20 protein-coding genes are annotated in these 21251 nt (G+C 39.1%); 10 read left to right on the top strand and 10 right to left on the bottom strand.

Annotated features, from left to right (window positions below; all coding sequences use genetic code 11):
* Window positions 1–3: 3 nt before the first annotated feature.
* The 4 genes from I3259_RS04980 (at window position 4) to I3259_RS04995 (ending at window position 4871) form a co-directional block, all read left to right on the top strand.
* Window positions 4–2460 carry a family 20 glycosylhydrolase gene (locus tag I3259_RS04980; RefSeq protein WP_238028608.1) on the top strand — a complete coding sequence of 819 codons (2457 nt, stop codon included), beginning with the start codon at window positions 4–6 and terminating at the stop codon, window positions 2458–2460.
* 73 nt (window positions 2461–2533) lie between these two features.
* Entirely contained in the window at window positions 2534–3580 is a 1047-nt protein-coding gene (locus tag I3259_RS04985) for a lactonase family protein (protein ID WP_238028609.1), read from the top strand.
* Window positions 3581–3680: 100 nt separating this feature from the next.
* Window positions 3681–4274, top strand: coding sequence for an alpha-ketoglutarate-dependent dioxygenase AlkB (locus I3259_RS04990; protein ID WP_238028610.1), 594 nt, complete (start codon window positions 3681–3683; stop codon window positions 4272–4274).
* Window positions 4275–4412: 138 nt separating this feature from the next.
* Window positions 4413–4871 carry a hypothetical protein gene (locus tag I3259_RS04995; protein ID WP_238028611.1) on the top strand — a complete coding sequence of 153 codons (459 nt, stop codon included), beginning with the start codon at window positions 4413–4415 and terminating at the stop codon, window positions 4869–4871.
* A 67-nt stretch (window positions 4872–4938) separates the two neighbouring features.
* Here I3259_RS04995 and I3259_RS05000 read toward each other — a convergent pair whose 3' ends face one another.
* A complete protein-coding gene (locus tag I3259_RS05000; RefSeq protein WP_238028612.1) occupies window positions 4939–6228 on the bottom strand; it encodes a hemolysin family protein in 1290 nt (429 codons plus the stop codon).
* 396 nt (window positions 6229–6624) lie between these two features.
* Here I3259_RS05000 and I3259_RS05005 point away from each other — a divergent pair, with 396 nt between their 5' ends.
* Entirely contained in the window at window positions 6625–6993 is a 369-nt protein-coding gene (locus I3259_RS05005) for a spore gernimation protein (protein WP_107208269.1), read from the top strand.
* 360 nt (window positions 6994–7353) lie between these two features.
* Here I3259_RS05005 and I3259_RS05010 read toward each other — a convergent pair whose 3' ends face one another.
* Window positions 7354–7749: a nitrous oxide-stimulated promoter family protein gene (locus I3259_RS05010; RefSeq protein WP_238090283.1), complete on the bottom strand. Its 396-nt coding sequence runs from the start codon at window positions 7747–7749 to the stop codon at window positions 7354–7356.
* A 240-nt stretch (window positions 7750–7989) separates the two neighbouring features.
* Here I3259_RS05010 and I3259_RS05015 point away from each other — a divergent pair, with 240 nt between their 5' ends.
* Window positions 7990–8283 carry a hypothetical protein gene (locus I3259_RS05015; protein ID WP_005367981.1) on the top strand — a complete coding sequence of 98 codons (294 nt, stop codon included), beginning with the start codon at window positions 7990–7992 and terminating at the stop codon, window positions 8281–8283.
* Window positions 8284–8468: 185 nt separating this feature from the next.
* Here the strand turns inward: I3259_RS05015 and I3259_RS05020 are convergent, their stop codons facing one another.
* Window positions 8469–9344, bottom strand: coding sequence for an NAD(P)-dependent oxidoreductase (locus I3259_RS05020; protein ID WP_238028613.1), 876 nt, complete (start codon window positions 9342–9344; stop codon window positions 8469–8471).
* A 308-nt stretch (window positions 9345–9652) separates the two neighbouring features.
* On the opposite strand from I3259_RS05020, the gene I3259_RS05025 reads away from it, so the two are divergent.
* Window positions 9653–10990 carry a PLP-dependent aminotransferase family protein gene (locus I3259_RS05025; protein ID WP_238028614.1) on the top strand — a complete coding sequence of 446 codons (1338 nt, stop codon included), beginning with the start codon at window positions 9653–9655 and terminating at the stop codon, window positions 10988–10990.
* Between the two features lie 130 nt (window positions 10991–11120).
* On the top strand, window positions 11121–11759 hold the full coding sequence (locus I3259_RS05030; RefSeq protein ID WP_238028615.1) for a thiopurine S-methyltransferase: 639 nt from the start codon (window positions 11121–11123) through the stop codon (window positions 11757–11759).
* Window positions 11760–11864: 105 nt separating this feature from the next.
* Here I3259_RS05030 and purT read toward each other — a convergent pair whose 3' ends face one another.
* The 7 genes from purT to sbcB all read right to left on the bottom strand — a co-directional run bounded on the left by purT (window position 11865) and on the right by sbcB (window position 18729).
* Entirely contained in the window at window positions 11865–13043 is a 1179-nt protein-coding gene (gene purT / locus I3259_RS05035; protein WP_238028616.1) for a formate-dependent phosphoribosylglycinamide formyltransferase, read from the bottom strand.
* Window positions 13044–13248: 205 nt separating this feature from the next.
* The gene (locus I3259_RS05040; RefSeq protein WP_238028617.1) at window positions 13249–14133 is read right to left on the bottom strand and encodes a DMT family transporter; all 885 of its coding nucleotides are present in this window, start codon (window positions 14131–14133) and stop codon (window positions 13249–13251) included.
* Between the two features lie 147 nt (window positions 14134–14280).
* Window positions 14281–15168 carry a cytidine deaminase gene (gene cdd, locus I3259_RS05045; protein WP_238028618.1) on the bottom strand — a complete coding sequence of 296 codons (888 nt, stop codon included), beginning with the start codon at window positions 15166–15168 and terminating at the stop codon, window positions 14281–14283.
* Window positions 15169–15398: 230 nt separating this feature from the next.
* Entirely contained in the window at window positions 15399–16082 is a 684-nt protein-coding gene (locus tag I3259_RS05050; RefSeq protein ID WP_238028619.1) for a CidB/LrgB family autolysis modulator, read from the bottom strand.
* On the bottom strand, window positions 16079–16423 hold the full coding sequence (locus tag I3259_RS05055; protein ID WP_238028620.1) for a CidA/LrgA family protein: 345 nt from the start codon (window positions 16421–16423) through the stop codon (window positions 16079–16081). Before I3259_RS05055 ends, I3259_RS05050 begins: the two co-directional genes overlap by 4 nt.
* Before the next feature lie 125 nt (window positions 16424–16548).
* Entirely contained in the window at window positions 16549–17070 is a 522-nt protein-coding gene (locus I3259_RS05060; protein ID WP_238028621.1) for a hypothetical protein, read from the bottom strand.
* 237 nt (window positions 17071–17307) lie between these two features.
* Window positions 17308–18729: an exodeoxyribonuclease I gene (gene sbcB, locus I3259_RS05065; RefSeq protein WP_238028622.1), complete on the bottom strand. Its 1422-nt coding sequence runs from the start codon at window positions 18727–18729 to the stop codon at window positions 17308–17310.
* A gap of 631 nt (window positions 18730–19360) precedes the next feature.
* Between sbcB and I3259_RS05070 the strand changes: the two genes are divergently transcribed.
* A complete protein-coding gene (locus tag I3259_RS05070; RefSeq protein WP_238028623.1) occupies window positions 19361–20032 on the top strand; it encodes a hypothetical protein in 672 nt (223 codons plus the stop codon).
* Window positions 20033–20037: 5 nt separating this feature from the next.
* A complete protein-coding gene (locus tag I3259_RS05075) occupies window positions 20038–21141 on the top strand; it encodes an XRE family transcriptional regulator (protein WP_238028624.1) in 1104 nt (367 codons plus the stop codon).
* Window positions 21142–21251: the final 110 nt, after the last annotated feature.

Below are 21251 nucleotides of genomic sequence, written 5' to 3' on the forward strand. Positions count from 1 at the left end.
CACATGTATAAAGGGACATTAGCATTACTTATTTCTAGTTTATTCACTCTTCCAACGGCAGCGATAGCAATGACGGCAAATAGCGATTTAAATTTAATGCCTTATCCACAGAATGTGGCTCTTAAAGAAGGTAAAGTCACTTTGGATAAATCTTTTTCGATTTATATCAAAGGTTATAATTCGCCCCGTGTTCAATTCAATACTAAAAGAGTCATGGAGCGACTTTATCGTCAGACAGGGTTGCCGATGTTGAACTGGCAAGCACAATCTGAACAAGACGCGACGTTAGTGATTAATATTCATCATCGCCCCAAATCAGATGTTCAGAATATTGATAGTGACGAGTCCTATACGCTTGATGTTGGTAACGGTAAAATTGTAATTAATGCTGAGCGTCCTTATGGTGCATTTCATGGTCTAGAAACCTTGCTTCAAATGGTTTCTACGGACGCTACTGGTTATTTTGTTCCTGCTGTTTCTATTCAAGATAAGCCACGCTTTCCTTGGCGTGGGGTATCTTATGATACTTCAAGACATTTCATTGAGCTTGATGTGATCCTTCGTCAGTTAGATGCAATGGCATCAGCTAAACTCAATGTTTTCCATTGGCATATCTGGGACGATCAAGGAATCCGAATTCAGCTTGATAACTACCAAAAACTTTGGCGTGAGACTGCCGATGGTAATTTCTATACCAAGGCGCAAATTCGTCAAGTTGTCGATTATGCGCGTAATTTAGGTATTCGTGTTATTCCAGAAATATCATTACCAGGTCATGCTTCAGCGGTGGCTCATGCTTATCCTGAATTAATGTCTGGCATAGGAAAACAACAATACCCTCAGCAACGTGGATGGGGGGTATTTGAACCCTTAATGGATCCAACTAATCCCGAACTTTATGAAATGCTAGCGAGTGTGTTTGATGAAGTCGTCGCGTTATTTCCTGATGAGTATTTCCATATTGGTGGGGATGAGCCTAATTATCAGCAGTGGCGTGATAATCCGAAAATTCAGCAATTTATTAAAGATAATCATATTGATGGTGAACGCGGCTTACAGTCTTATCTTAATACTAAAGTAGAAAAGATGTTGGCAGAGCGCGGTAAGAAAATGACTGGATGGGATGAAATCTGGCATAAAGACTTACCTAAATCGATAGTGATCCAAAGCTGGCAAGGTCATGACAGTATAGGTCGTGCCGCAAAAGAAGGGTATCAAGGTATTCTTTCAACGGGCTATTACCTTGATCAACCACAACCGACAAGTTATCACTATCGAAACGATCCTATGCCTAAAGGGATCACTGTGGATGACAAACTTCATCAAGGCGAGGAATTCGAGACTTACGAATGGGTGAAGCCTAGAAGTAAAGGCGGTCCACGCACAGGTAACTTAACTATTATTACCGCTGTTAATGGTAGTTATCGTGCATTTACAGACTACAACGGTAAGTCTCGTGAAGAGGTGTACATTCTTGAGTATATGCCAGGCGTTAAATTTCGAGGGCATTTCGATAATTTCATGTCATATACCGAATTTAATTACGATTTTTCCAATGACAAACTTGCAGACAGCAGTTATCAGTTAATCGGTAATGTGCGCTGGCCTGCAACAGGTCAACTTATTGCAAGTAGTGATATGACAGGAACTCAGATCCCAGAACCTAATGGGGGCTATCCAGCAGAATTAACAGAAAAAGAACAAGCATTGATTTTAGGCGGTGAAATCACAATATGGGGCGAAAACCTCGATTCTATGACGATTGAACACCGTTTATGGCCGCGAAGTTACGCAGTTGCAGAGCGTTTGTGGTCAAGCCAAGCGTTAACCGATGAGCGCAGCATGTATAAGCGGATGAAAGCAATCGATACATGGTCAGAAATATCCGTTGGGTTACGCCATCATGCGGATGCAAACATGATGCTAAAACGTCTTGCTAATGGTGCAGATGAAAGCGCGTTACAAACCTTAGCCAAGTATGTTGAGCCAGCTCAATATTATGCACGTCATTGGGAGAAGTGGAATTCGACACCAACGAAAGGCGATTTATATAACCAGTATGAGCGTTTAAATCGCTTTGCTGATGCATTGCCTGTTGAAAGTTTGGCAGTGTATGAGATGAATGATCTGGTTTCACGTATTAGTAAGGGGGATATGTCAGCCCTTGATACGCTAAATATGCATTACTTAACAGTTAAGTTAGCCGCGCAGCAAGTCAAACCGATCTTTGCTAACAATATTGCTGCTGTAAATACTATGCCTATGACTGATGCTGTTATAGCGGTTGCAGATCTCGGAATGAACCTGATTGATAAAATAAAACAGGGAAGTAAGTTATCAGAGCAAGAGGTAGCGGCTTATCATCAAATTATTGATAAAAATGCCGTCATATTTGACGAAACTATCGTTGCTATCGTCTCGCCAACTAAGCAGTTACTTCACATTTTAGAAAATCATTAAACGAAGTCGTTGCCGTCTGTTTATTCAGGCGGCATTTTAATGATTGATAACGCATTTATTTATGAAGGTTTCCATGACAAAACAATCCCCCTTACATTTTTATGTAGGCACTTATACTGATGCACCGAGTGATAGTCATGGTGTTATTGGTATTTCCCTTGATCCTCAATCTGGCGTATTAACGTTAAACAATGAGATAGTGCCTGATACGTTGCAACAACAGCATAATCCATCTTATCTTGCTTCGACTCAAAACGGGTTATATACATTTAATGAAGTTGATCGACACAATGGTGCACAGCTTCATTTTTCTAATAATAAAACGCGTTGTTCTTTAGCTATTGCTGGGGATTATCCTTGTCATATTGATGAAAAAGATAAGCTTTTGGCGGTGGCGAACTATGGTTCAGGCAATGTCACTGTTTATGGTTTAGATGAAGAAGGTCAACCGACGGAGTGTATCGCAGATTTATTTGTTGATGGCTGTGGACCAAATGTTAATCGTCAAGAAGCCCCTCATGCACATCAAGTAACATTTCTAAAGCATACCAATCAGTTAGCTGCTGTTGATTTAGGCAGTGATTGCATTTATTTCTACGATTATGATGTCAACACGTTAGCATTTACCTTACATCAAACGCTGAACATGCCAGCGGGATCTGGCCCTCGACATCTTGTTTTTAGCCATGATGAATCAATCGGCTATGTTGCGTGTGAACTGTCTGAAACGCTTGTTGTGATCACAAAACAAGATGGCTGTTGGGAGCAAGCATCACAACAAGCACTGCTTGTTAATGAAGAAAATAAACAAGCGGCATCTGCTATTTACTTATCACCAGATGAACGCTTTTTATATGTTTCTTGTCGTGCTCAAAACAAGATTAGTTGTTTTAATGTAGACGGTGAAAACGTTACTCAATTAGCCGCTGTTGATTGTGGCGGGGCATTCCCTCGTGATTTTGTGATTTCCCAAAATGGCGAATGGTTGCTGGTGGCGAATCAACATTCTAACGATATTCTTAGCTATCACCGTAATGTTGAAACGGGCGCTATTAAAGCAACAGGTTATCGTTGTAAGGTCGGTGCTCCTGTATGCCTTATCGAGATGCTTTCACGATAATCAAATTGCTATTAACGTCTTAAAAGCCATAGTGTTGACTGTGGCTTTTTTGTACCTTAAAAACGTATAGTTTGTTGTTAAATGAATTTAGGAAACCACAATGGATTTGTTTGCTGATCAAGGTGAGTGGATAACAATCAATGATGGATTACTCTATTGGCATCCACAGTTTTTGAATTTACAGCAGTCTGAACAGTATTTTAAGCAACTGAAAAACGAACTGAACTGGCAACAAGAACACATTACGCTATTTGGTAAGTCAGTGCTTCAGCCGAGGTTACAAACATGGCTCGGTGATGCTGTTTATACTTATTCAGGGCTTACCATGCATCCACAACCTTGGACATCGGCAGTATTAGATTTAAAAGCACAGTGTGAGCAGCAAGCACAAACGTCGTTTAACTCTGTGCTTGGTAATTTATACCGTGATGGTGAAGATTACATGGGGTGGCATCAAGACAATGAGCGTGAATTAGGCCATCAACCTGTTATTGCTTCTTTAAGCTTTGGTGCAACACGACAGTTCGTGTTTAAACATAAAATAACCAAAGAGAAAATAGCCTTTCAATTAACACCGGGATCTTTGCTGATAATGGCAGGAGAGACCCAGCAGTATTGGCAACATGCACTACCCAAGACTAAACGCGTCAATGAGGCACGCATAAACCTGACCTTTCGTTATATTAATCAGTAACTGAAGGTATGATCACGTTCGATTGAAATGGCTATCATCAAAACGTTCTATTTTGATAACTCATTCTAATTAATCAATTATTACAATCCCTATCTCCACCTTCACAGGGTAAACTCATTGACAATAAGGGAGGGGGATATGTATTTTTTCAATTTGAAAGCCTTGTTGCTTGATTTAAAACACAATAATGTCACTGAGTGGGAATCTGCGTTGTATGTTTTGATTCCGGTTATTGTGATGATGCTGTATTCGTATTACCTACCACAAACAGATTCGTTAGAATCAATCGCTGAGAACGTCATTTTTATAATTAACTTTATTATTTTATTTTTTGTGAATGGCGGAAATAACGGAAAAAACTTTTTAATTAAATACTTTTCGTTAAGTTGGGTTGTAGGGTGGCGAGTTGCAATCTTTTACCTCGTTCCATTTATGTTTGTATTTTTTGGTCTTATGTATTTTGTTTTTCCCGATTATTTAAAACATGATACCTACGGCTTATTAGTATTTGGTATTGCCTTTGAAGTGTTTTATCTGTTTTTTATGATTAAAGCATTTAGAGCAACGTTACAAACAACGAGTCCTGCTTATAGCTAATAAAGCCGATGAAAAAAGAGTTAGCCTTTGTTGGCTAACTCTTTTTGATCGAATGAAGCGCAATAGACTATTCGTAACGTTGAGCTAATATCCGATCTATACGGTTATTTTCTAATGTTAGAATACGGAATTGCCAACCTTGCCAGCGAATACAGTCATCCAATTTAGGTAAATCATCTAATAGCCACACTAACATACCGCTCAATGTGTGGTAGCCGCCGTCTTCTTCATCTGGAAGTTTGTTAATTTCCAGGAGATCTTTAAATACAGTGATCGGCATCATGCCATCTAAATTCCAACTGCCGTCTGGGTTTTGCTCTGACCAAACATCTTTTGGATTATCAGGGGTAAATTTACCGGCTAATGCCTCTAAAATATCTTGAGAAGTCACGATACCTTGGATATCACCATATTCATCAACCACGAAAGCAAAGTCTGTACCTGAGCTTTGGAACATTTCTAATAGCGTTGTACCTGTCCAGTTTTCTGGTACGAAAACGGGAGGGGTTAAGTAATCTAAAATTGATAGCGGATTTTCAGCCGTATTATCATTGATAAACTGTAATAACTGCTTGGCATTTAATGTGCCTTTTAAATCGCTGAAGCCGTTATTTCCAACAGGAAGGCAAGCATGTGTACTTGAGAGCAATTTTTGTAAATAGCTCTCAGGCGAATAATTTAAATCAAGATACGCAATTTCATTTCGTGGCGTCATCATTGAAGATACTTTTCGGTCATCGAAATTAAATACATTACGCATCATGTTATGTTCATGCTGGTGGATCACACCAGACTGAGAACCTTCCGCGATCACTGCACGGATATCATCTTCTGTTAGTGCTGAACTGTCGTCTTTACCTTTGCCCAATAAACGTAATAGTAAATCGGTTGAGTTTGCCAATAGCCAGACAAATGGACGAGAAATAAAAGCAATAACCGCAATGGGACGGGCGAAAAATATCGCAATAGATACAGCGTTTACTTGACCTAATCGTTTAGGAACTAATTCACCAATAACAATTGATACATACGTTAAAACAATGACCGCAATTGCTGAAGCAGTAAAGCCAACCGATTTAGCTGGAAAACCAAATTCGATTAACCAATGCGAAATAGGGCCAGCTAAAGCAGCTTCGCCAATAACACCGTTCATAATTCCAATAACAGTGATACCGATCTGCATTGTTGATAGAAATTGCGTGGGAGATTCACCTAGCTCTATTGCTTTTTGAGCAGAGATATTCCCTTCGTCTGCTAATCGCTGTAAACGGTTTTTCTTTGCTGTGACAAGTGCTATCTCAGACATAGCAAATAATCCATTAATAATGATCAAACAGACCAAAATAATGATACTCATTTATTTCTCCTAGAAACCTTGGACACCATAGGGTGGGAATAAAAATAGGTGCGCATATAACGTGAATAAAGGAAAGTCTATTCACACATTGTAGGTGATTATATCTATAGTATGCCTATAAGGTTAATTAAAAATTAACCTTTATTGGTTTTTGGTAAGAAATAAATTACGCATTCGTTTGGATACTAGACAGAAGTGAAAATAATAGGTGTAATTTATTTAAACAATGAAACTAAAGTGTGATGAGGTTGTTTGGGCTTATGGGGTGTTATCATAATAGCTATCATAGCCAATGCTAATTCATTGAACTTGTTATGTTTGGTATAGTCTACGTTTAACTTTCTTTGTTACAGTAAACAAAGATCACCGTTAAGTGGAATACATGAGGATATCAGTGTGAAAAAAATTCAACTTGGCCTTGTTGCAGTTACAACGGCATTATTACTAACAGGCTGTGGCGAAGCAAAAATCACCGGTACGCCAATTAAGAATGTCGATTCTATCGCGGTGACATCCGCAGAAGATATTGATGTGTTTTGTCCTACAGGTATTTGTACTTTTGAATTAACGGCTTCTAAACCTGTTACCGCAACTGTCACTATGCATTACGATTACACCAAGCTATATACCAAGATTGAAGGTGTTGACGTTATTGGGGAAGGGGCAAAAAATGCTAAAGTTGTCGATGATGATCAGTTTACTGTCGATATTAGCAGTGCAGATAAGCCTGTGAAAATTCAAGTGATTGATTATTACCGAAACTAAATAAAATTTATGCGTTATCAAAAAGCAGCGATCATTAGTCGCTGTTTTTTAGATTGAAATACTCTAAATATTTAAAGCAATGAACCTCTACTAATAAACGCCAGCCATTTGTTATTATGGTTCACATGTTGTCTGTTTTATTTATAAAAAGTCATGAAACGAAATATTTATGCACATATGGGCTGTTTTCAATAGTTTACTTTTTATCTTGGTATTTTTTGTCATTACAGTGGTGTGTGTTTTTTGCACAGTAGCAAATAGGCTGATTACAAAGTAAACAAGCCATCTAACTGTTTTAAAAGTGAATGAAATATAAAACTAAAAATATATCGCATTCATCATTTATTTTTTACTTATTGTTTATTCACTGTTTCTTACTTTTCTGTTTGAAGTCATCTCTTGATTTAGTGCTTTAATTTTTCTTTTATCGTTAATTAAGTGTGTAATAGCCATTATTGGGTGTTTATACATCATTCTAGGACCTGAATAATGCATAATTGTTTGTGATTTGACCTTTTCTTGAGCTTTGTAGCAATGAATAGGGCACTGTCGACATGTTGGCTTATTGATACCATAAGGACAACGATCTAGCCTTTGTTTTACGTAGCTTTTGAAAGATTCACAGTCTTCACATAAATTAACTTTTTTACATTTATCATTATGGTGGCGTGAGCAATAAATTTCAATCATTGCTGAAATAGTCAAAAATTCACGATTTAATTTACCTAGCAGCTTAAAGTTAGTGTTTATAGTCATCGGTTTGTATTTCTTAATTAATTCTATCTAGGATGTCAATTATACAAACATGTATATAAAATGATATTTAAGTTTTAGAGGGTGAATATGAAATTAAATCGTGTTTTTAATGATAAATAGCATCATCTTTGTTACCAAATTGAAAAAAAGTATCAGTTTTTTAAAGAAACATAAGGCGATGGGTTGATTTAAATAGGCTAGAGCAGTAGTATCCACGCCTCGATTTTTATGGTGGTGTATATGAGCAGATTTGAGTGCCTTGAAAGAATTGTCGACGAATATCGTAAAAAAGTTCGTGACGCTGAGTTTAACCGTCAGAACGATAGCGAAGTTGCTAAAGTTCTTGTTTTACTAGTCGGTAACTCTATGTTCAGTCTGGCTGATGAATTTGCTGATTGGGTTAATCGTGGTGGCGATCGTAGCTACGGTGGTAAGTTCTTCGTTTCTAAGCAACTGATGACGTTGTTAGAGCCTGTAACTTTCCGTGGTGTAACAGTACGTCGTGATTCGATTAAACTATTCAGAATTTCGTAAGCTGAATGGATTCAATCGGTATTCCATGACTCCAATGTAGAATTGGAAAACGGATTTTTGATCTTGATGTTTATCGGGGTCGGCAGCAGGGGATGCGAGTGCATCCCTTTCGCTTTTCTGGCGTTATGTAATATCGGTTTTCACAAAGTCACTATCTCGTCTCAGTGACTGTGGTTTAGATAAAATTAAATCGTTTTATTGAAAGCTTTAATTAAGACAGAGGTATCCATTCTTCCGAGCCCTTCGTTTTGTAATAAGCCATAACGTTTATCAACTGCGTCCGTCAGTGGTAATTCAAGATCGTGTTTTTTCGCTTCATCTAAACAAAAGCCCAGATCTTTACGCATCCAATCAATAGCAAAGCCAAAATCAAATTTGTCTTCAGCCATGGTTGTAGCGCGATTTTCCATCTGCCAAGAGCCCGCCGCCCCATGTTTTAGAACGCTAACAACCTGTTCGATATCAAGGTTTGATTTTTGTGCCAGCGTTAATGCTTCACTCAATCCTTGCAGTACACCTGCAATACAAATTTGATTCACCATTTTACAGCGTTGACCTTGTCCATAACCGCCAACCAATACCGCTTGTTTCGCGTAGCTGTTTAAAATCGGTAATACGCCATCAAAAACAGCTTGTTCGCCACCGCACATGATAGTCAGTGCACCATTTTCAGCACCTGCTTGACCACCAGAAACTGGCGCATCAATAAAGTTAACGCCTTGCGCTAAGCATGCTTTCGCCAACTCTTCAGCAAGTTCCGCAGAGGTCGTCGTATGATCAACAAGGGTAGAGCCCGCTTTCATGCCAGCTAAAACGCCGTCAGCGCCAAATACAACGCTGCGAACGTCATTATCGTTACCAACACAAAGAGCAACCACATCGCGGTTCTGAGCGGCTTCACGCGGCGTTTCACTGTATTGTCCTGAAAACTCCGATGCCCATTGCTGCGCTTTAGAGGTTGTACGGTTATACACAGTGGTGTCGAAACCTGAATTAAACAGGTGACGTGCCATTGGGAAGCCCATTACACCCAAACCAATAAAAGCGATACTTGTTGTCATAGGTTTCTCCTTACCAAATACAGTAAAATTGAGTTATGTCATTATGTGATATGTTATCAGCGAACAATGCGCTGATTCATAAAGCGATAGCAAGCTGAACGTTTGTTCTTAAAGGTTTTAACTACCTTTGTAACTTAAGATTTTATCCATTTGTGCTAATCGTTAGCTAAATGGTTACCAAATGATGGTTAGTACACTAGGGGTTACATTGACATATGTCAATTTGTTTATTTAATGTATCATTTTGCGTGTAATTTAGTTAAAGTTGGTTAAGTGATTGGCGATAATGATAAATATAGGATCAGACTGTGAGTGTCGCTAAATATAAACAAATAGCAAAAACAATAGAGGCACGCATAGACAATGGTGAATATCCGAAAGGATTTAAATTGCCAACACACCGCGTACTTGCGGATGAATTAAACACCACACCCGCGACGGTAGCTAAAGCATATCAGTTACTGGTAGATAAAAATCGCGTGGAATCATTTGTTGGGCGTGGAACATTTGTTTGCGCACCATCAAGACTCAGCGATGTCATTCAACCTGCTGATGATGAAACTGATTTTAACTTCTCTATCTTGCAACCTTGCTTGTCTCACAACCTGTCTTCGCTGCGTGATGCTATGATGAATGCAGCAGATCACCTCAGTTGTCATTTAATGGGTTATACCGAAAACTCAGGTCACGAGAGCCACCGTTTGGCTGCTGTAACATGGGCCAAAAAATTTGGTTTAGCAGGGGGGAACGTTAATAACACGTTGCTGACGAATGGCGCACAGCATGGCTTATCGTTACTTATTCATACGTTAACAGAGCCTGGTGATACCATCGCAGTAGAAGCCTTAACTTATCCCGGTATTATGGCGATTGCTCAAGCAGCAGGCCGCCATGTGGTAGGGGTTAAACTTGACGAGCAGGGGATGTGCCCTGATGATTTGCAACAAGTGATCACTCAACACCTACCTAAATTAGCTATTGTCGTGCCATCTCATCAAAACCCGACTGGTATCACCATGCCACCCGTAAGACGAGATGCTATTGCAACAGTGATTGAACGAAATAATATTTGGTTAGTTGAAGATGACATTTATGGCTTTTTAAATCCAGATCCTATCGCCGCGATCAGTAATCGTATTCCACAGTATAGCTTTCATATTTCAGGTTTATCAAAAGCTCTTAGCCCTGCGTTACGTTGTGGTTTTTTAAAAGTACCCGAAGCACATATTGCGGTTTTACAAGCCACTATTCGCGCTAACATTTGGCTATCGTCACCGCTAAATTACATTGCTGCAACGAAATTAATTGAGAGTGGTGAAGCCTTTAAATTAGCAGATAACCAGCGTGAGATCGCCTGTAAAAGGCAACAAATAGCCCGCGATATTTTAAGCCATGATGGAAAGGAAACTGGCTTTCAAATCTGGTGGCCGTTGCCTCAACATTGGCAACAAGAACGCTTTGTAATGGAAGCAAAAAGCCAAGGGTTAATTGTCAGTAGTGGACGTTATTTTAATGTAAATGGCGACGATCCCCAGCATATTCGTTTGTCACTGATGGCTATCAATTCTGAAAAGCGGTTACAGCAAGGTTTAACATTATTGCGCGATTTAGCTCGCTCTGAAGTCAGCAGCGTTATCCCGTTTTAAGCGGAAAAGATAGCAAGATTGATAGTCACAGTGTTGTTATAAAAAGCGACTGTTAGCAGTCTTTGAAAGCCAGTGACATATGTTATTATTTCAGCATTATTATTTTAATTAGAAAAAGTCGAGTCATAAAATGGATGCAGAATTTTGGCACTCACGCTGGGCAGAAAATCGAATTGGTTTTCACTTATCAGATGTTAACCCGTTACTGATCAAGCATTGGTCGGCGTTAAATGCACAACGTGATGATCGCGTGTTTGTCCCTATGTGTGGCAAGTCGGAAGATCTTGTGTGGTTAGCACAAAAACATGATCACGTGATTGGGGTTGAACTGAGTGATATTGCAGTTAAAGCCTTTTTTGCAGAAAACCTGTATACACCTTTAGTGACAGGTGTTGGTCATCAACATCTTTACGAATTTGATGAAATTTCGATTTACCAAGGTGACTACTTCACGCTAAATATCGATCCTGTTGATGTGGTTTATGACCGCGCAGCATTAATTGCAATGCCAGAAGACATGCGACAAATGTACGTCGAAAAACTATTGTCGTTGGTTAAAACTGGCGGTCGTATTTTGTTGGTAACGTTAGACTACCCACAAGATGAATTAGCAGGGCCTCCTTTCTCTGTGCCAAAAGCAGACGTTGAAGCATTATTTTCGGGTTGTAAAGTGACGCATCTTGAACGTGATGATGCCGATGAAAATCACCCTCGTCGCCAACGCGGTTTATCACGATTTGCCGAAGAAGTATGGCTAATTGAAGTATAAGTTGTTGTTATAAAATACAGATAAAAATAAAGGCATGGGTTCTTATTATTAGAAAACATGCCTTTTTGCTTATAGAGAAATTGTAATATGCTGGTTTAAACGTGGTTAATTGAAAATAACTTCAACATCACCAGCAGCATTGACGGCATCATTTACTGCGCTATCAATATCTTCTCGACGTGTAAGCGCGACACCTAAACGACGACGACCATTAATTTCAGGTTTACCAAATAATCGGATCTGCGTTTGTGGACGAGAAAGTGCAGGTAACAGATTATCGAAACTGATGTTTGATGATACACCTTCAGCAAGGATCACTGCAGAGGCTGATGGGCCATATTGGGTGATATGCTGAATGGGTAAACCAAGGAAAGCGCGAACGTGAAGCGCAAATTCTGATAACTCTTGTGAAATCAGCGTCACCATACCCGTATCATGTGGACGAGGGGAGACTTCGCTAAACAATACCGTATCGCCTTTAATAAATAGCTCAACACCAAATAAACCAAAACCGCCAAGTGCGTTTACTACTTTTTCTGCCACATCCTGTGCCGCTTTTAATGCTGCTTCAGACATCTGTTGTGGTTGCCACGACTCACGGTAATCCCCATCTTCTTGACGATGACCAATAGGTGCACAGAAATGCACACCATCAATCGCACGAACAGTTAATAAGGTGATTTCGTAATCAAAATCGACAAATCCTTCAATGATCACACGACCTGCACCGGCACGACCGCCTTCTTGCGCGTATTGCCAAGCAGATTCAATATCAGCCTCGGTTTTAATCACGCTTTGACCTTTACCTGATGAGCTCATAATTGGTTTTACGACACATGGCATACCAACGCGAAGTACCGCTGCAGAGAAATCATCAAATTGATCGGCAAATTCATAAGGCGATGTAGGAATAGATAAGGTTTCAGCGGCTAAGCAACGAATACCTTCTCGGTTCATTGTCAGTTTCGTCGCATTCGCGGTAGGAACAACGTTAACACCTTGCAGCTCTAATTCGACAAGCGTGTCAGTGGCAATGGCTTCAATTTCAGGAACAACGTAGTCGGGCTTTTCTAGTTCAATAAGGTGTTTTAATGCCTCGCCATCAAGCATATCAATTACATGGCTACGATGTGCAACTTGCATTGCAGGGGCATTGGGGTAGCGATCTGCGGCAATCACTTCAATGCCTAAACGTTGGCATTCAATCGCGACTTCTTTACCAAGTTCGCCAGAGCCTAAAAGTAAAACACGTGTTGCATTTGAACCATTAGCTGTACCTAACATTATTATTCCTTACTATTTATGCTGGATAGTGTTGGTTGAGCGTGATAATACCTTGTTTTTTCATTTAAGCAAACGTTTGCGTCAGGGTTTTAGCTAAACTCGAAATATAAATAGTATGGGGCGTCTGAAAGGGATAATAAAAAACCGCCAGCAATGTGGCGGTTTCATCAGTGATCTTAGATTGTATGACACATTATCAAATGTGTTACTTGCGCTTTTCCCACTGGGTGATAAATGCCACTGAAGCAATAATAATCGCTGCACCTAACCATAGTCGACCCGGTGGTACCCAACCAAATACAAGCCAACCGCCTAACACGTTTAGCGGTAATTTTGCGTGGTCGAAGGGTTGAACAAATGAGGCATCAGCAACAGCATAAGCTTTAGCTATCGCCCATTGCGCAAGTGCTGTTAATAGCCCTGCTGCGATGATTAATGTCCAAGTCGTACCGCCTGTTGGCATATTAAAATCAGGTAGAGCCAGTAACAAGTTAAATGGCGTGATCAGAATAAGTAAATACATCACAACAGTGGTTGGTGATTCTGTATTAGATTGCTTTTTCACCATCAGAGAATAACCTGCCCAGAAAACGGCAGCACCGACAGGCAATAATGTCGCAATACTAAATGAATCAGACCACGGCTCTAAAATGATCATTGCACCAATAAAGCCAGCAAGAGTTGCACACCAACGTGCAGCGCCCACTTTTTCTTTCAGTAATACGCCAGAGCCGATAGTGGCAAATAACGGTGAGGTCATAAGTAGTGCAATACCTTGCCAAATAGGTACAGGATAAGCAAGTGCCCATAACCAAAGTTGGATACCAATTACCGCAAGAAACACGCGGAAACAATGTTGGAAAAATTGCTTTGTCTTTAATGAACGGCGAATACCCATGGTTCTGAGCCATGGCAGCATAGCCACTAATGCAATAAAGTATTGGATCAACGCAAAAGTGGTTGAAGACACATGGAGTTTAATACTGAGAAATTGTGCAAGGCTGTTTACAATCGCAAAGGCAAGGCCTGCGGAAAGCATCCATCCGGCACCTTGGACTGGGTTATGAACTGGGGTGTGTGAATCAGACATGAAATTGGTTTCGTCAAAAAAGCGTAGCGTGATAATACGCTTTTGTTTTTAGATAGCCAATATAACTGATTGAGTTGAACGTCTTAGGCAATAAAAAACCGCCTATTACAGCGGTCTTGCATCACAATATATTGCTCGTGATAATGATTAGTAAGCAACATACGTCATTTGAATATCAGGATTTAGTGCTTCTAATAGTGCTTGAGTACGAGCTAATTGACTGATTTGGCTTTCTGCACTTTCGACTAATGCCGCTTCAACCAGTTCAGATAACTTGTAACCTGACATATTCATATTAATCAGTGCGACTTGTAGTGGAGGAAGGCTAGGGTTAAATGCTGCGTTCTCTGCATACATACCAACAAAAACACGACCATCTTTAGCTTTTAATGCAACACCACTGAAGTTCTTTGAGTATGGCGCATGAGAGCGATTGGCTGCATTGCAAGCGGCAACAGCAAGCTCTGACTGCTCAGCAATCGTAATACCATTATCAATATCGCTTAATAGCGCATCTTCAATTCCAAGATCGGCAGGACCGAAAGATTCAGGAAGGTATTGCTGTAGGGTCATTGGTTGACGTTCAGGAAGCTGAATAATTAACTCTTTTGCCGTATTCAATTCATTCATGAACTGCCGACAGTGACCGCAAGGGCTGTAGTTAATCGTTACGTCTTTAATGCCTGTTTCACCTTTGATCCAAGCATGGCTAATAGCTGATTGTTCTGCGTGAATAGTACACGCCATACTTGCGCCTGCAAATTCCATATTTGCACCGAAATATAGGCGACCAGATGTACCACGGACAATAGCACCAACATAGAAATTAGAAATAGGGACAACAGCGTAAGCAGCAGCAACAGGAAGGAGAGCAAGGCGAAGATCAGTATCAGATAAATTAGTTTGGGAAACTAACTGTTCAAATTGTTCAGGACTAATTGTCGAATCGAAATCTTTATCTTCAATAATTGGTCGTAAAGCTGATGCAAGCTCTTTAGGTAATTGACCTAATGCATCCATAACTTTTGCGTGCATTGGGGTGTTACTCCGTATTGTTGATGGAGAAACATTCTAAGTTAATTGTCATTAATCAAGTGTGATACAGATCACATTAACAATGACAAAACCCTAACGGTTACATTATCGAGAGCGAGCTCACACATGTAAATGTAATTTTTCATGTAATAAATAGTTATCAAAACATTATGAGCTTAAAACGAATAAGAATTAGCGCTTTAAGCTCACATGGACGAAATAGGTATAATTTAGTGGAAAAATAGGTGTTCTAGTATCGGAAACATGAGGGGAGCGAGTAACGTTGTCATGATCCCACAGATCACCAATGCCAACGAACTAAATGCACCTTCTTGATAATCTTCTTCTACTGCTTTTGCTGTCCCTAAAGCATGAGATACCGTACCAATAGATAACCCTTTTGCTAATGGGTGATGAATACGAAATAGCTTCATTACCGGATAACCAAGCACTGCACCAAATAAACCAACAATAATCACCATAGCTGCTGTAATAGCAGGAATGCCCCCGATTTGCTGAGAGGCAGCCATCGCAAGTGGTGTGGTAATTGATTTAGGTAAAATACTGGCAGCGAGTTGGGCATCGGCTCCCATCAAAAACGCAATACTTGTACCAAACGTCATCGATAATATGCTACCGACAAAGCATGCTGTTAAGATTGTTTTCCATTTACGCTTAATGAGCGGTAGTTGTTGATAAAGCGGCAAGGCTAATGCCACAACAGCAGGACCTAATAGATAGTTAATTATTTCGTTATCAGCAAAGTAGGTTTCATATGGCACCTGTAACCAACGCAGGGCAGCAATTAAAATAATTAGTGAAATTAATAACGGATTAAAAAGAGGATTACGTATTTTCATCGCTAAATAGCGCATGCTGTAAAATACCACTAGCGTTGCAACTAACCAGATCATGACTCTTTTTCCTTATGGTGAAGCGCAAGGCCGATCACAAGCAATACAATTAAAGTGCTGCCTAATGTGCTCGCAAAGATGATAGTTGCATTGTGCTCAATTAAACCGAGATAGTTCATCAAGCCGACACCAACAGGCACAAACAGCAATGCCATGTGCTTGATAAGTAAATTACAGGTTTTATCGACCCATTTTGTTTTGCATATACCAGTGATAAGACCAAAGAACAACAAGAACAAGCCAATAATACTGCCTGGAATTGGCAAGTGAGTTAGATGTTGTATGCCTTGACCTAATAAAAAGCAAAACATAACAATGGCAAAAGATCGTATGTAATCCATAGTAAAAAAAGTAATGCTAGAAAGTTTGATTCATCATACAAATAAATGAGCCATTTGTCACACAAAAAAGATCGGTATTTAGATAAATGATAAAAAGCTTTAGATAGCGAAATATTTATTGATGATTAATTCCACAACAATAGCCCAATTAGCGTGGCAAGTGTCAGAAGAATCGCAACTTTTATCCAAATATAATCAACGACAAGCGGTTTAAACCATGTTTTTTCGAATAATAATGGCTTTTTGCAAGAGGGAGAAGGTGTTGGGCGGGGACGAGTAGTAAAAGGTAATCGACGTGACGTTTTTGTTGGTAACGGGACGCGAAAACCATAGTGAGGGACAACATGGATAGGTATCGCCATTACTCCGTTACATTGTAACTTACCTGTAAGTGATACCAGCAGTAAATTCAAATCATAATTGTGATCACTGGTTTCTTCAAACGCATCTAATGACGTAAACGTTTTACGGTAGAGTGAATCAGCCCCAATCACTTCACCTGCAAAGAGACATAATACTTCTAATAATCGAGATTCCTCTCGTGTTAACAAAGTTTGTGTGTGATCTTTCCAGATCAATAGATGCTTTTCAGGAAAAAAATCTATTTCATCGTAGCTATAGCATTTTAATAAGGTTTGCGTTGTCATTGTGCGCACCTACCGTTTCATAGATCCGTATCGTAACGGTATCAATAATAATTCTACTATTGATGAACTTAAATCAGAGAGCTTGTATCTCGTTTGTCTTTAAGTGTTAACGGGAATGCCTTAATCATCAAATAAATCACTACATATAAATCTTAAAAAAAAGAAGCCTATTCGTGACATTCAAAAAGAAAGTCACGTAATAGGCTTCATTTATCGCTATCGTATTAGTAAAAAGGCTTAAACCAATTTAGAAACATAGTCATAGAGGGATTGTAAAACTTTCATCTTACTTTCGTCAGATTCATGCTCGTAGGCGACAGCCTCAAAGTTTTCCATATACTTTGGCATATTCATTTCAAAGAAATCCTGACAATGATGCTTCCAGCGTACTTGCTCTTCATAACTTAACGTCATTGGGAAGTTACGGGCACGATAGCGAAATAACAACGGCTTAATACGTTTGTCATCGACATTGATTTCAAGTGAAGCTAACTGATCGGGTGCTGTTTCACGGATAATATCCATGGTTGAGCGGTCAGCAGTAGAGAAGAACCCATCGTAGAGCATCGCATCAACATTATCGTTAGCCGCATATTCACGTTTAACACTAAACATTTCGATTAACTTTTCACGAATTTCAGGGTGCTGCTTAATTAAGGTAAGGTTCTTTAAACATTGCTCTCTATCAATCCCTAAACGTGCGGCATCTTCTGCCTTTAATGTTTTAGCTGGAGCAAGAACAGGGCACTTATTCAAATGCACTTCTTTAACGGGCACTGGTAATTCATCAGGCGCTAAATCAATACGCTTAGTATATAAACGTTCACGCAGTTGGTCGGCATCAAGTTCAATTAATGGGGTAGGATCAAGCGCAAGGTTCACTGTAATAACAGCGTTCTTATTATCAGGATGCCATGCCACCGGCACAATCCAGCTAGTATTGCCACAATCAGTACCAAACATGCCAGAGATATGCACTAACGGCGTTAAGTTAACAATATCGATTAATTCTTGTAGCTTGCGTTTGTGACGTAAATCAAACAGGTAATCAAACAACTTAGGTTGATTAGTTTTAATGATTTTTGCCAGCTCGATTGTCGCGTAAACATCAGCCATTGCATCGTGCGCATTAGCGTGTTCAATGCCATTGGCAATAGATAACTTTTCTAGTTTAAAGCTAGGACGATCTTCATCATCAAGCGGCCAGTTGACACCCTCTGGGCGCAATGCGTAACAAGTACGCATAATATCTAATAAATCCCAACGCGAGTTACCATTTTGCCACGCCCAACCGTATGGGTCGAAGAAGTTACGGTATAAGGTATAGCGCGTCACTTCATCATCAAAACGAACGTTGTTGTAACCAATGACACACGTATTGGGTTTTGACAGTTCAGCATGAATGGCTTCAATAAACTCAGGCTCAGATAAGCCTTTTTCCATCGCTTCTTGCGGTGTAATACCGGTGATTAAACACGCTTCAGGTGACGGTAAGTAATCGGCTGGTGGCTTACAGTAAATAACGAGTGGCTCACCAATAATGTTCATGTCCATATCAGTACGGACACCCGCAAACTGGCAAGGACGATCATTGGCAGGGCTTGCGCCAAACGTTTCGTAGTCAATCCAATAAAGTGTTGCTTGGTTCTTATCGTTCATAAATCATCCATAGCCATTACGGTTGTTATTATTACTCTTTATCTAAGCAATGGCTTGTTGTTAAAACCGCTTATAAATTCAGCAGTTTATTGTATTTAAGTCGTTAAACGCTTCAGAGTAAAACCCTAAGCACGCATAACATTAAGTATCCCGTATTTAAGGGCAAATAGGCAAGGCGAGAGGCGGATAAATTCGAGTAGGTATGATTTTATTTTATTAATAACAGCGTACTTACTTAATATAAATAAAACGATGGTTTACATGCATAGCACCTGTCTCGATTCAAAATCTAATCATCGATAAACCCTTATCCAGACTGACTTGAAGCCACTTTTCATTATAAAACTCAGTTAAAAGTTCTGCAGTCGATAATGCATGGTGAAAAGGTAACAGCAGAACAGACTGCTGAGCGTTGTGAGTTGTCGAGTTCCTGAGCCAGTACTTTGCTGAAGACGATTTTGGAGAGGGGTTATTTGTATCAAACATTAACACCTATTCTTTATAGTGGTATTGAATGCGTATACCAGAAATAAAAACCAATCATTTCTTGTTTTATCCTACTTTCGTAGGTTAAAATAGGAAATAACGTTGCAGTTTATCGAATTAATTATTTTTGAGTGAGAGTGTTTTTATGGCTACAAATGTTTTAAAAATTGAAAATTATGAAGTTAGTTCTTCTGTAGTCAAAAATGTTGAGATTGAAGCATCTATTTTTAGACAGTCGGTACTAAATGGTATTAACGAGTTTAAAAAAGTTAATAAATTTCACCCGATTACTGCTGCAGGTTCTCGTGCTTGGAGTGAGATTGTTGCTACTTTTAGACAGCTTGTTGTAACGCAAGATGCAAATTGGAAGTCAGAACATATGTGTGGCATGCCAATACTAGTAAATTCTCAGCTATTAACCACAATAATTATTACAAGTGGCGATAAAAACACAGGAATGCAAAATGAAACACCGCGTACTAAGAATGAAAAAGGTCAAGTAACAAAAAATATTGTTGGTCAAAATTATAGTTTATTTGAGGAACCAAATGAGACTGTAAGCTCTTTTACTGCTATTGATCCTCATCAAACATGGGTATTTTTATACTATTTAGATAAAGAAGCGAAAGAAGTACGATTTGAATTATCTTTGCCTTTAGGAACAAGCCTTGCTGGTTCATCAGGTAAAATTAAAATTTCAGATTGGAAAACGCGTGTGATTTTTCCATCAGTACCATTTAATGGTGATGATATTGATGTAGTAGATACATCGTTTACTGATGATTCTGATTTCTTTGAAGTAATTAAGAAAAAGTAAATAATATGTTAGGCAAATTCAATCCATCAAGGTTAAAGCTTGCGCGAACAAGACGTAAACTTACTATAAAAGGTTTAGCCGAAAAAGTAGGGCTAACACCAAGGATGGTTTCTGAATATGAGAAAGATTATTGTAAAAACTGTCCACCAGAAGGTACGATTGATGCGTTTTCTAAGGCTTTAAATTATCCCGCAGAGTTTTTTTTAGACCCAGAACCAATAGAAGCTGTTGCAAAAGAAACTGTGTCGTTTAGATCATTAAAGAGTATGAAAGCCGCTGATGAACATGCCGCTATTAGCGCTGGTGAGTTAGGGGTAATAATAAATGCCTACTTTGAAGAAACATTCAGCTTGCCAGAATCAAATGTACCAGACTATCGGGGTATTGAAGCTGAAATAGCCGCAGAGGCATTAAGAGATGAGTGGAACTTGGGGTGCCACAGTATAAGTAATATGGTCCATTTATTAGAAAAGAATGGTGTTAGAGTTTTTTCATTGTCAGAAAATACACAAGATGTTGATGCATTTTCGTTTTGGAAGGATGGTGTGCCTTATGTATTTCTTAATACTCAAAAGTCTGGTGAGCGAAGTCGATTTGATGCCGCCCATGAATTAGGGCATTTGATATTACATAAACATGGCGTGCCTCAAGGGAAAAATATAGAAGCTGAAGCTGATAAATTTGCATCCTTTTTTTTGATGCCTAGAGTTACTTTATTACCATTATCAGGTAAAGCGATAACTATTGATTCTATTTTGAAGTTAAAACATAAATGGAAGGTCTCAGCAATGGCTTTGATCGTACATTTAAAAACAGTTGAGATATTAAGCGATTGGCAATATAAAACATTAATTGTTACTGCTAGTAAATTAGGTTTGAGAACAAAAGAAATAAATGGAATCGAGCGTGAAAAATCATTAATTATTGATAAGTTGCTTAAAGCACTTGAAAATGACGGTATATATCTAAAGTCATTATCAAGATTGTTGAAACTACCTATTGATGAGTTATTAGCACTGATCTTCAAGGTAGGAACAATTTCATACAATGATAAACCTAGTTCTATACAGAACACCACTTCTAAGCCAGTTCTTCGATTAGTTAAATAAATTTAATAGGCCACTTGTAATATTATAAGTGGCCTAGGCTCTTTTGGGCGCATAGAAATCTAAAACGAGTCCAACTCTTGGGAAATAAAAATTTTCGACTCTCTTGGTCA

The organism is Photobacterium sp. Ph5, assembly GCF_022129445.1.
Lineage (GTDB): Bacteria > Pseudomonadota > Gammaproteobacteria > Enterobacterales > Vibrionaceae > Photobacterium.

What these genes read in the sequence shown, in the direction of transcription:
- I3259_RS04980 (WP_238028608.1), top strand. Translation starts at nt 4, where the DNA reads ATGTATAAAGGGACATTAGCATTACTTATTTCTAGTTTATTCACTCTT.
- I3259_RS04985 (WP_238028609.1), top strand. Translation starts at nt 2,534, where the DNA reads ATGACAAAACAATCCCCCTTACATTTTTATGTAGGCACTTATACTGAT.
- I3259_RS04990 (WP_238028610.1), top strand. Translation starts at nt 3,681, where the DNA reads ATGGATTTGTTTGCTGATCAAGGTGAGTGGATAACAATCAATGATGGA.
- I3259_RS04995 (WP_238028611.1), top strand. Translation starts at nt 4,413, where the DNA reads ATGTATTTTTTCAATTTGAAAGCCTTGTTGCTTGATTTAAAACACAAT.
- I3259_RS05000 (WP_238028612.1), bottom strand. Translation starts at nt 6,228, where the DNA reads ATGAGTATCATTATTTTGGTCTGTTTGATCATTATTAATGGATTATTT.
- I3259_RS05010 (WP_238090283.1), bottom strand. Translation starts at nt 7,749, where the DNA reads ATGACTATAAACACTAACTTTAAGCTGCTAGGTAAATTAAATCGTGAA.
- I3259_RS05015 (WP_005367981.1), top strand. Translation starts at nt 7,990, where the DNA reads ATGAGCAGATTTGAGTGCCTTGAAAGAATTGTCGACGAATATCGTAAA.
- I3259_RS05020 (WP_238028613.1), bottom strand. Translation starts at nt 9,344, where the DNA reads ATGACAACAAGTATCGCTTTTATTGGTTTGGGTGTAATGGGCTTCCCA.
- I3259_RS05030 (WP_238028615.1), top strand. Translation starts at nt 11,121, where the DNA reads ATGGATGCAGAATTTTGGCACTCACGCTGGGCAGAAAATCGAATTGGT.
- purT (WP_238028616.1), bottom strand. Translation starts at nt 13,043, where the DNA reads ATGTTAGGTACAGCTAATGGTTCAAATGCAACACGTGTTTTACTTTTA.
- I3259_RS05040 (WP_238028617.1), bottom strand. Translation starts at nt 14,133, where the DNA reads ATGTCTGATTCACACACCCCAGTTCATAACCCAGTCCAAGGTGCCGGA.
- cdd (WP_238028618.1), bottom strand. Translation starts at nt 15,168, where the DNA reads ATGCACGCAAAAGTTATGGATGCATTAGGTCAATTACCTAAAGAGCTT.
- I3259_RS05050 (WP_238028619.1), bottom strand. Translation starts at nt 16,082, where the DNA reads ATGATCTGGTTAGTTGCAACGCTAGTGGTATTTTACAGCATGCGCTAT.
- I3259_RS05055 (WP_238028620.1), bottom strand. Translation starts at nt 16,423, where the DNA reads ATGGATTACATACGATCTTTTGCCATTGTTATGTTTTGCTTTTTATTA.
- I3259_RS05060 (WP_238028621.1), bottom strand. Translation starts at nt 17,070, where the DNA reads ATGACAACGCAAACCTTATTAAAATGCTATAGCTACGATGAAATAGAT.
- sbcB (WP_238028622.1), bottom strand. Translation starts at nt 18,729, where the DNA reads ATGAACGATAAGAACCAAGCAACACTTTATTGGATTGACTACGAAACG.
- I3259_RS05070 (WP_238028623.1), top strand. Translation starts at nt 19,361, where the DNA reads ATGGCTACAAATGTTTTAAAAATTGAAAATTATGAAGTTAGTTCTTCT.
- I3259_RS05075 (WP_238028624.1), top strand. Translation starts at nt 20,038, where the DNA reads ATGTTAGGCAAATTCAATCCATCAAGGTTAAAGCTTGCGCGAACAAGA.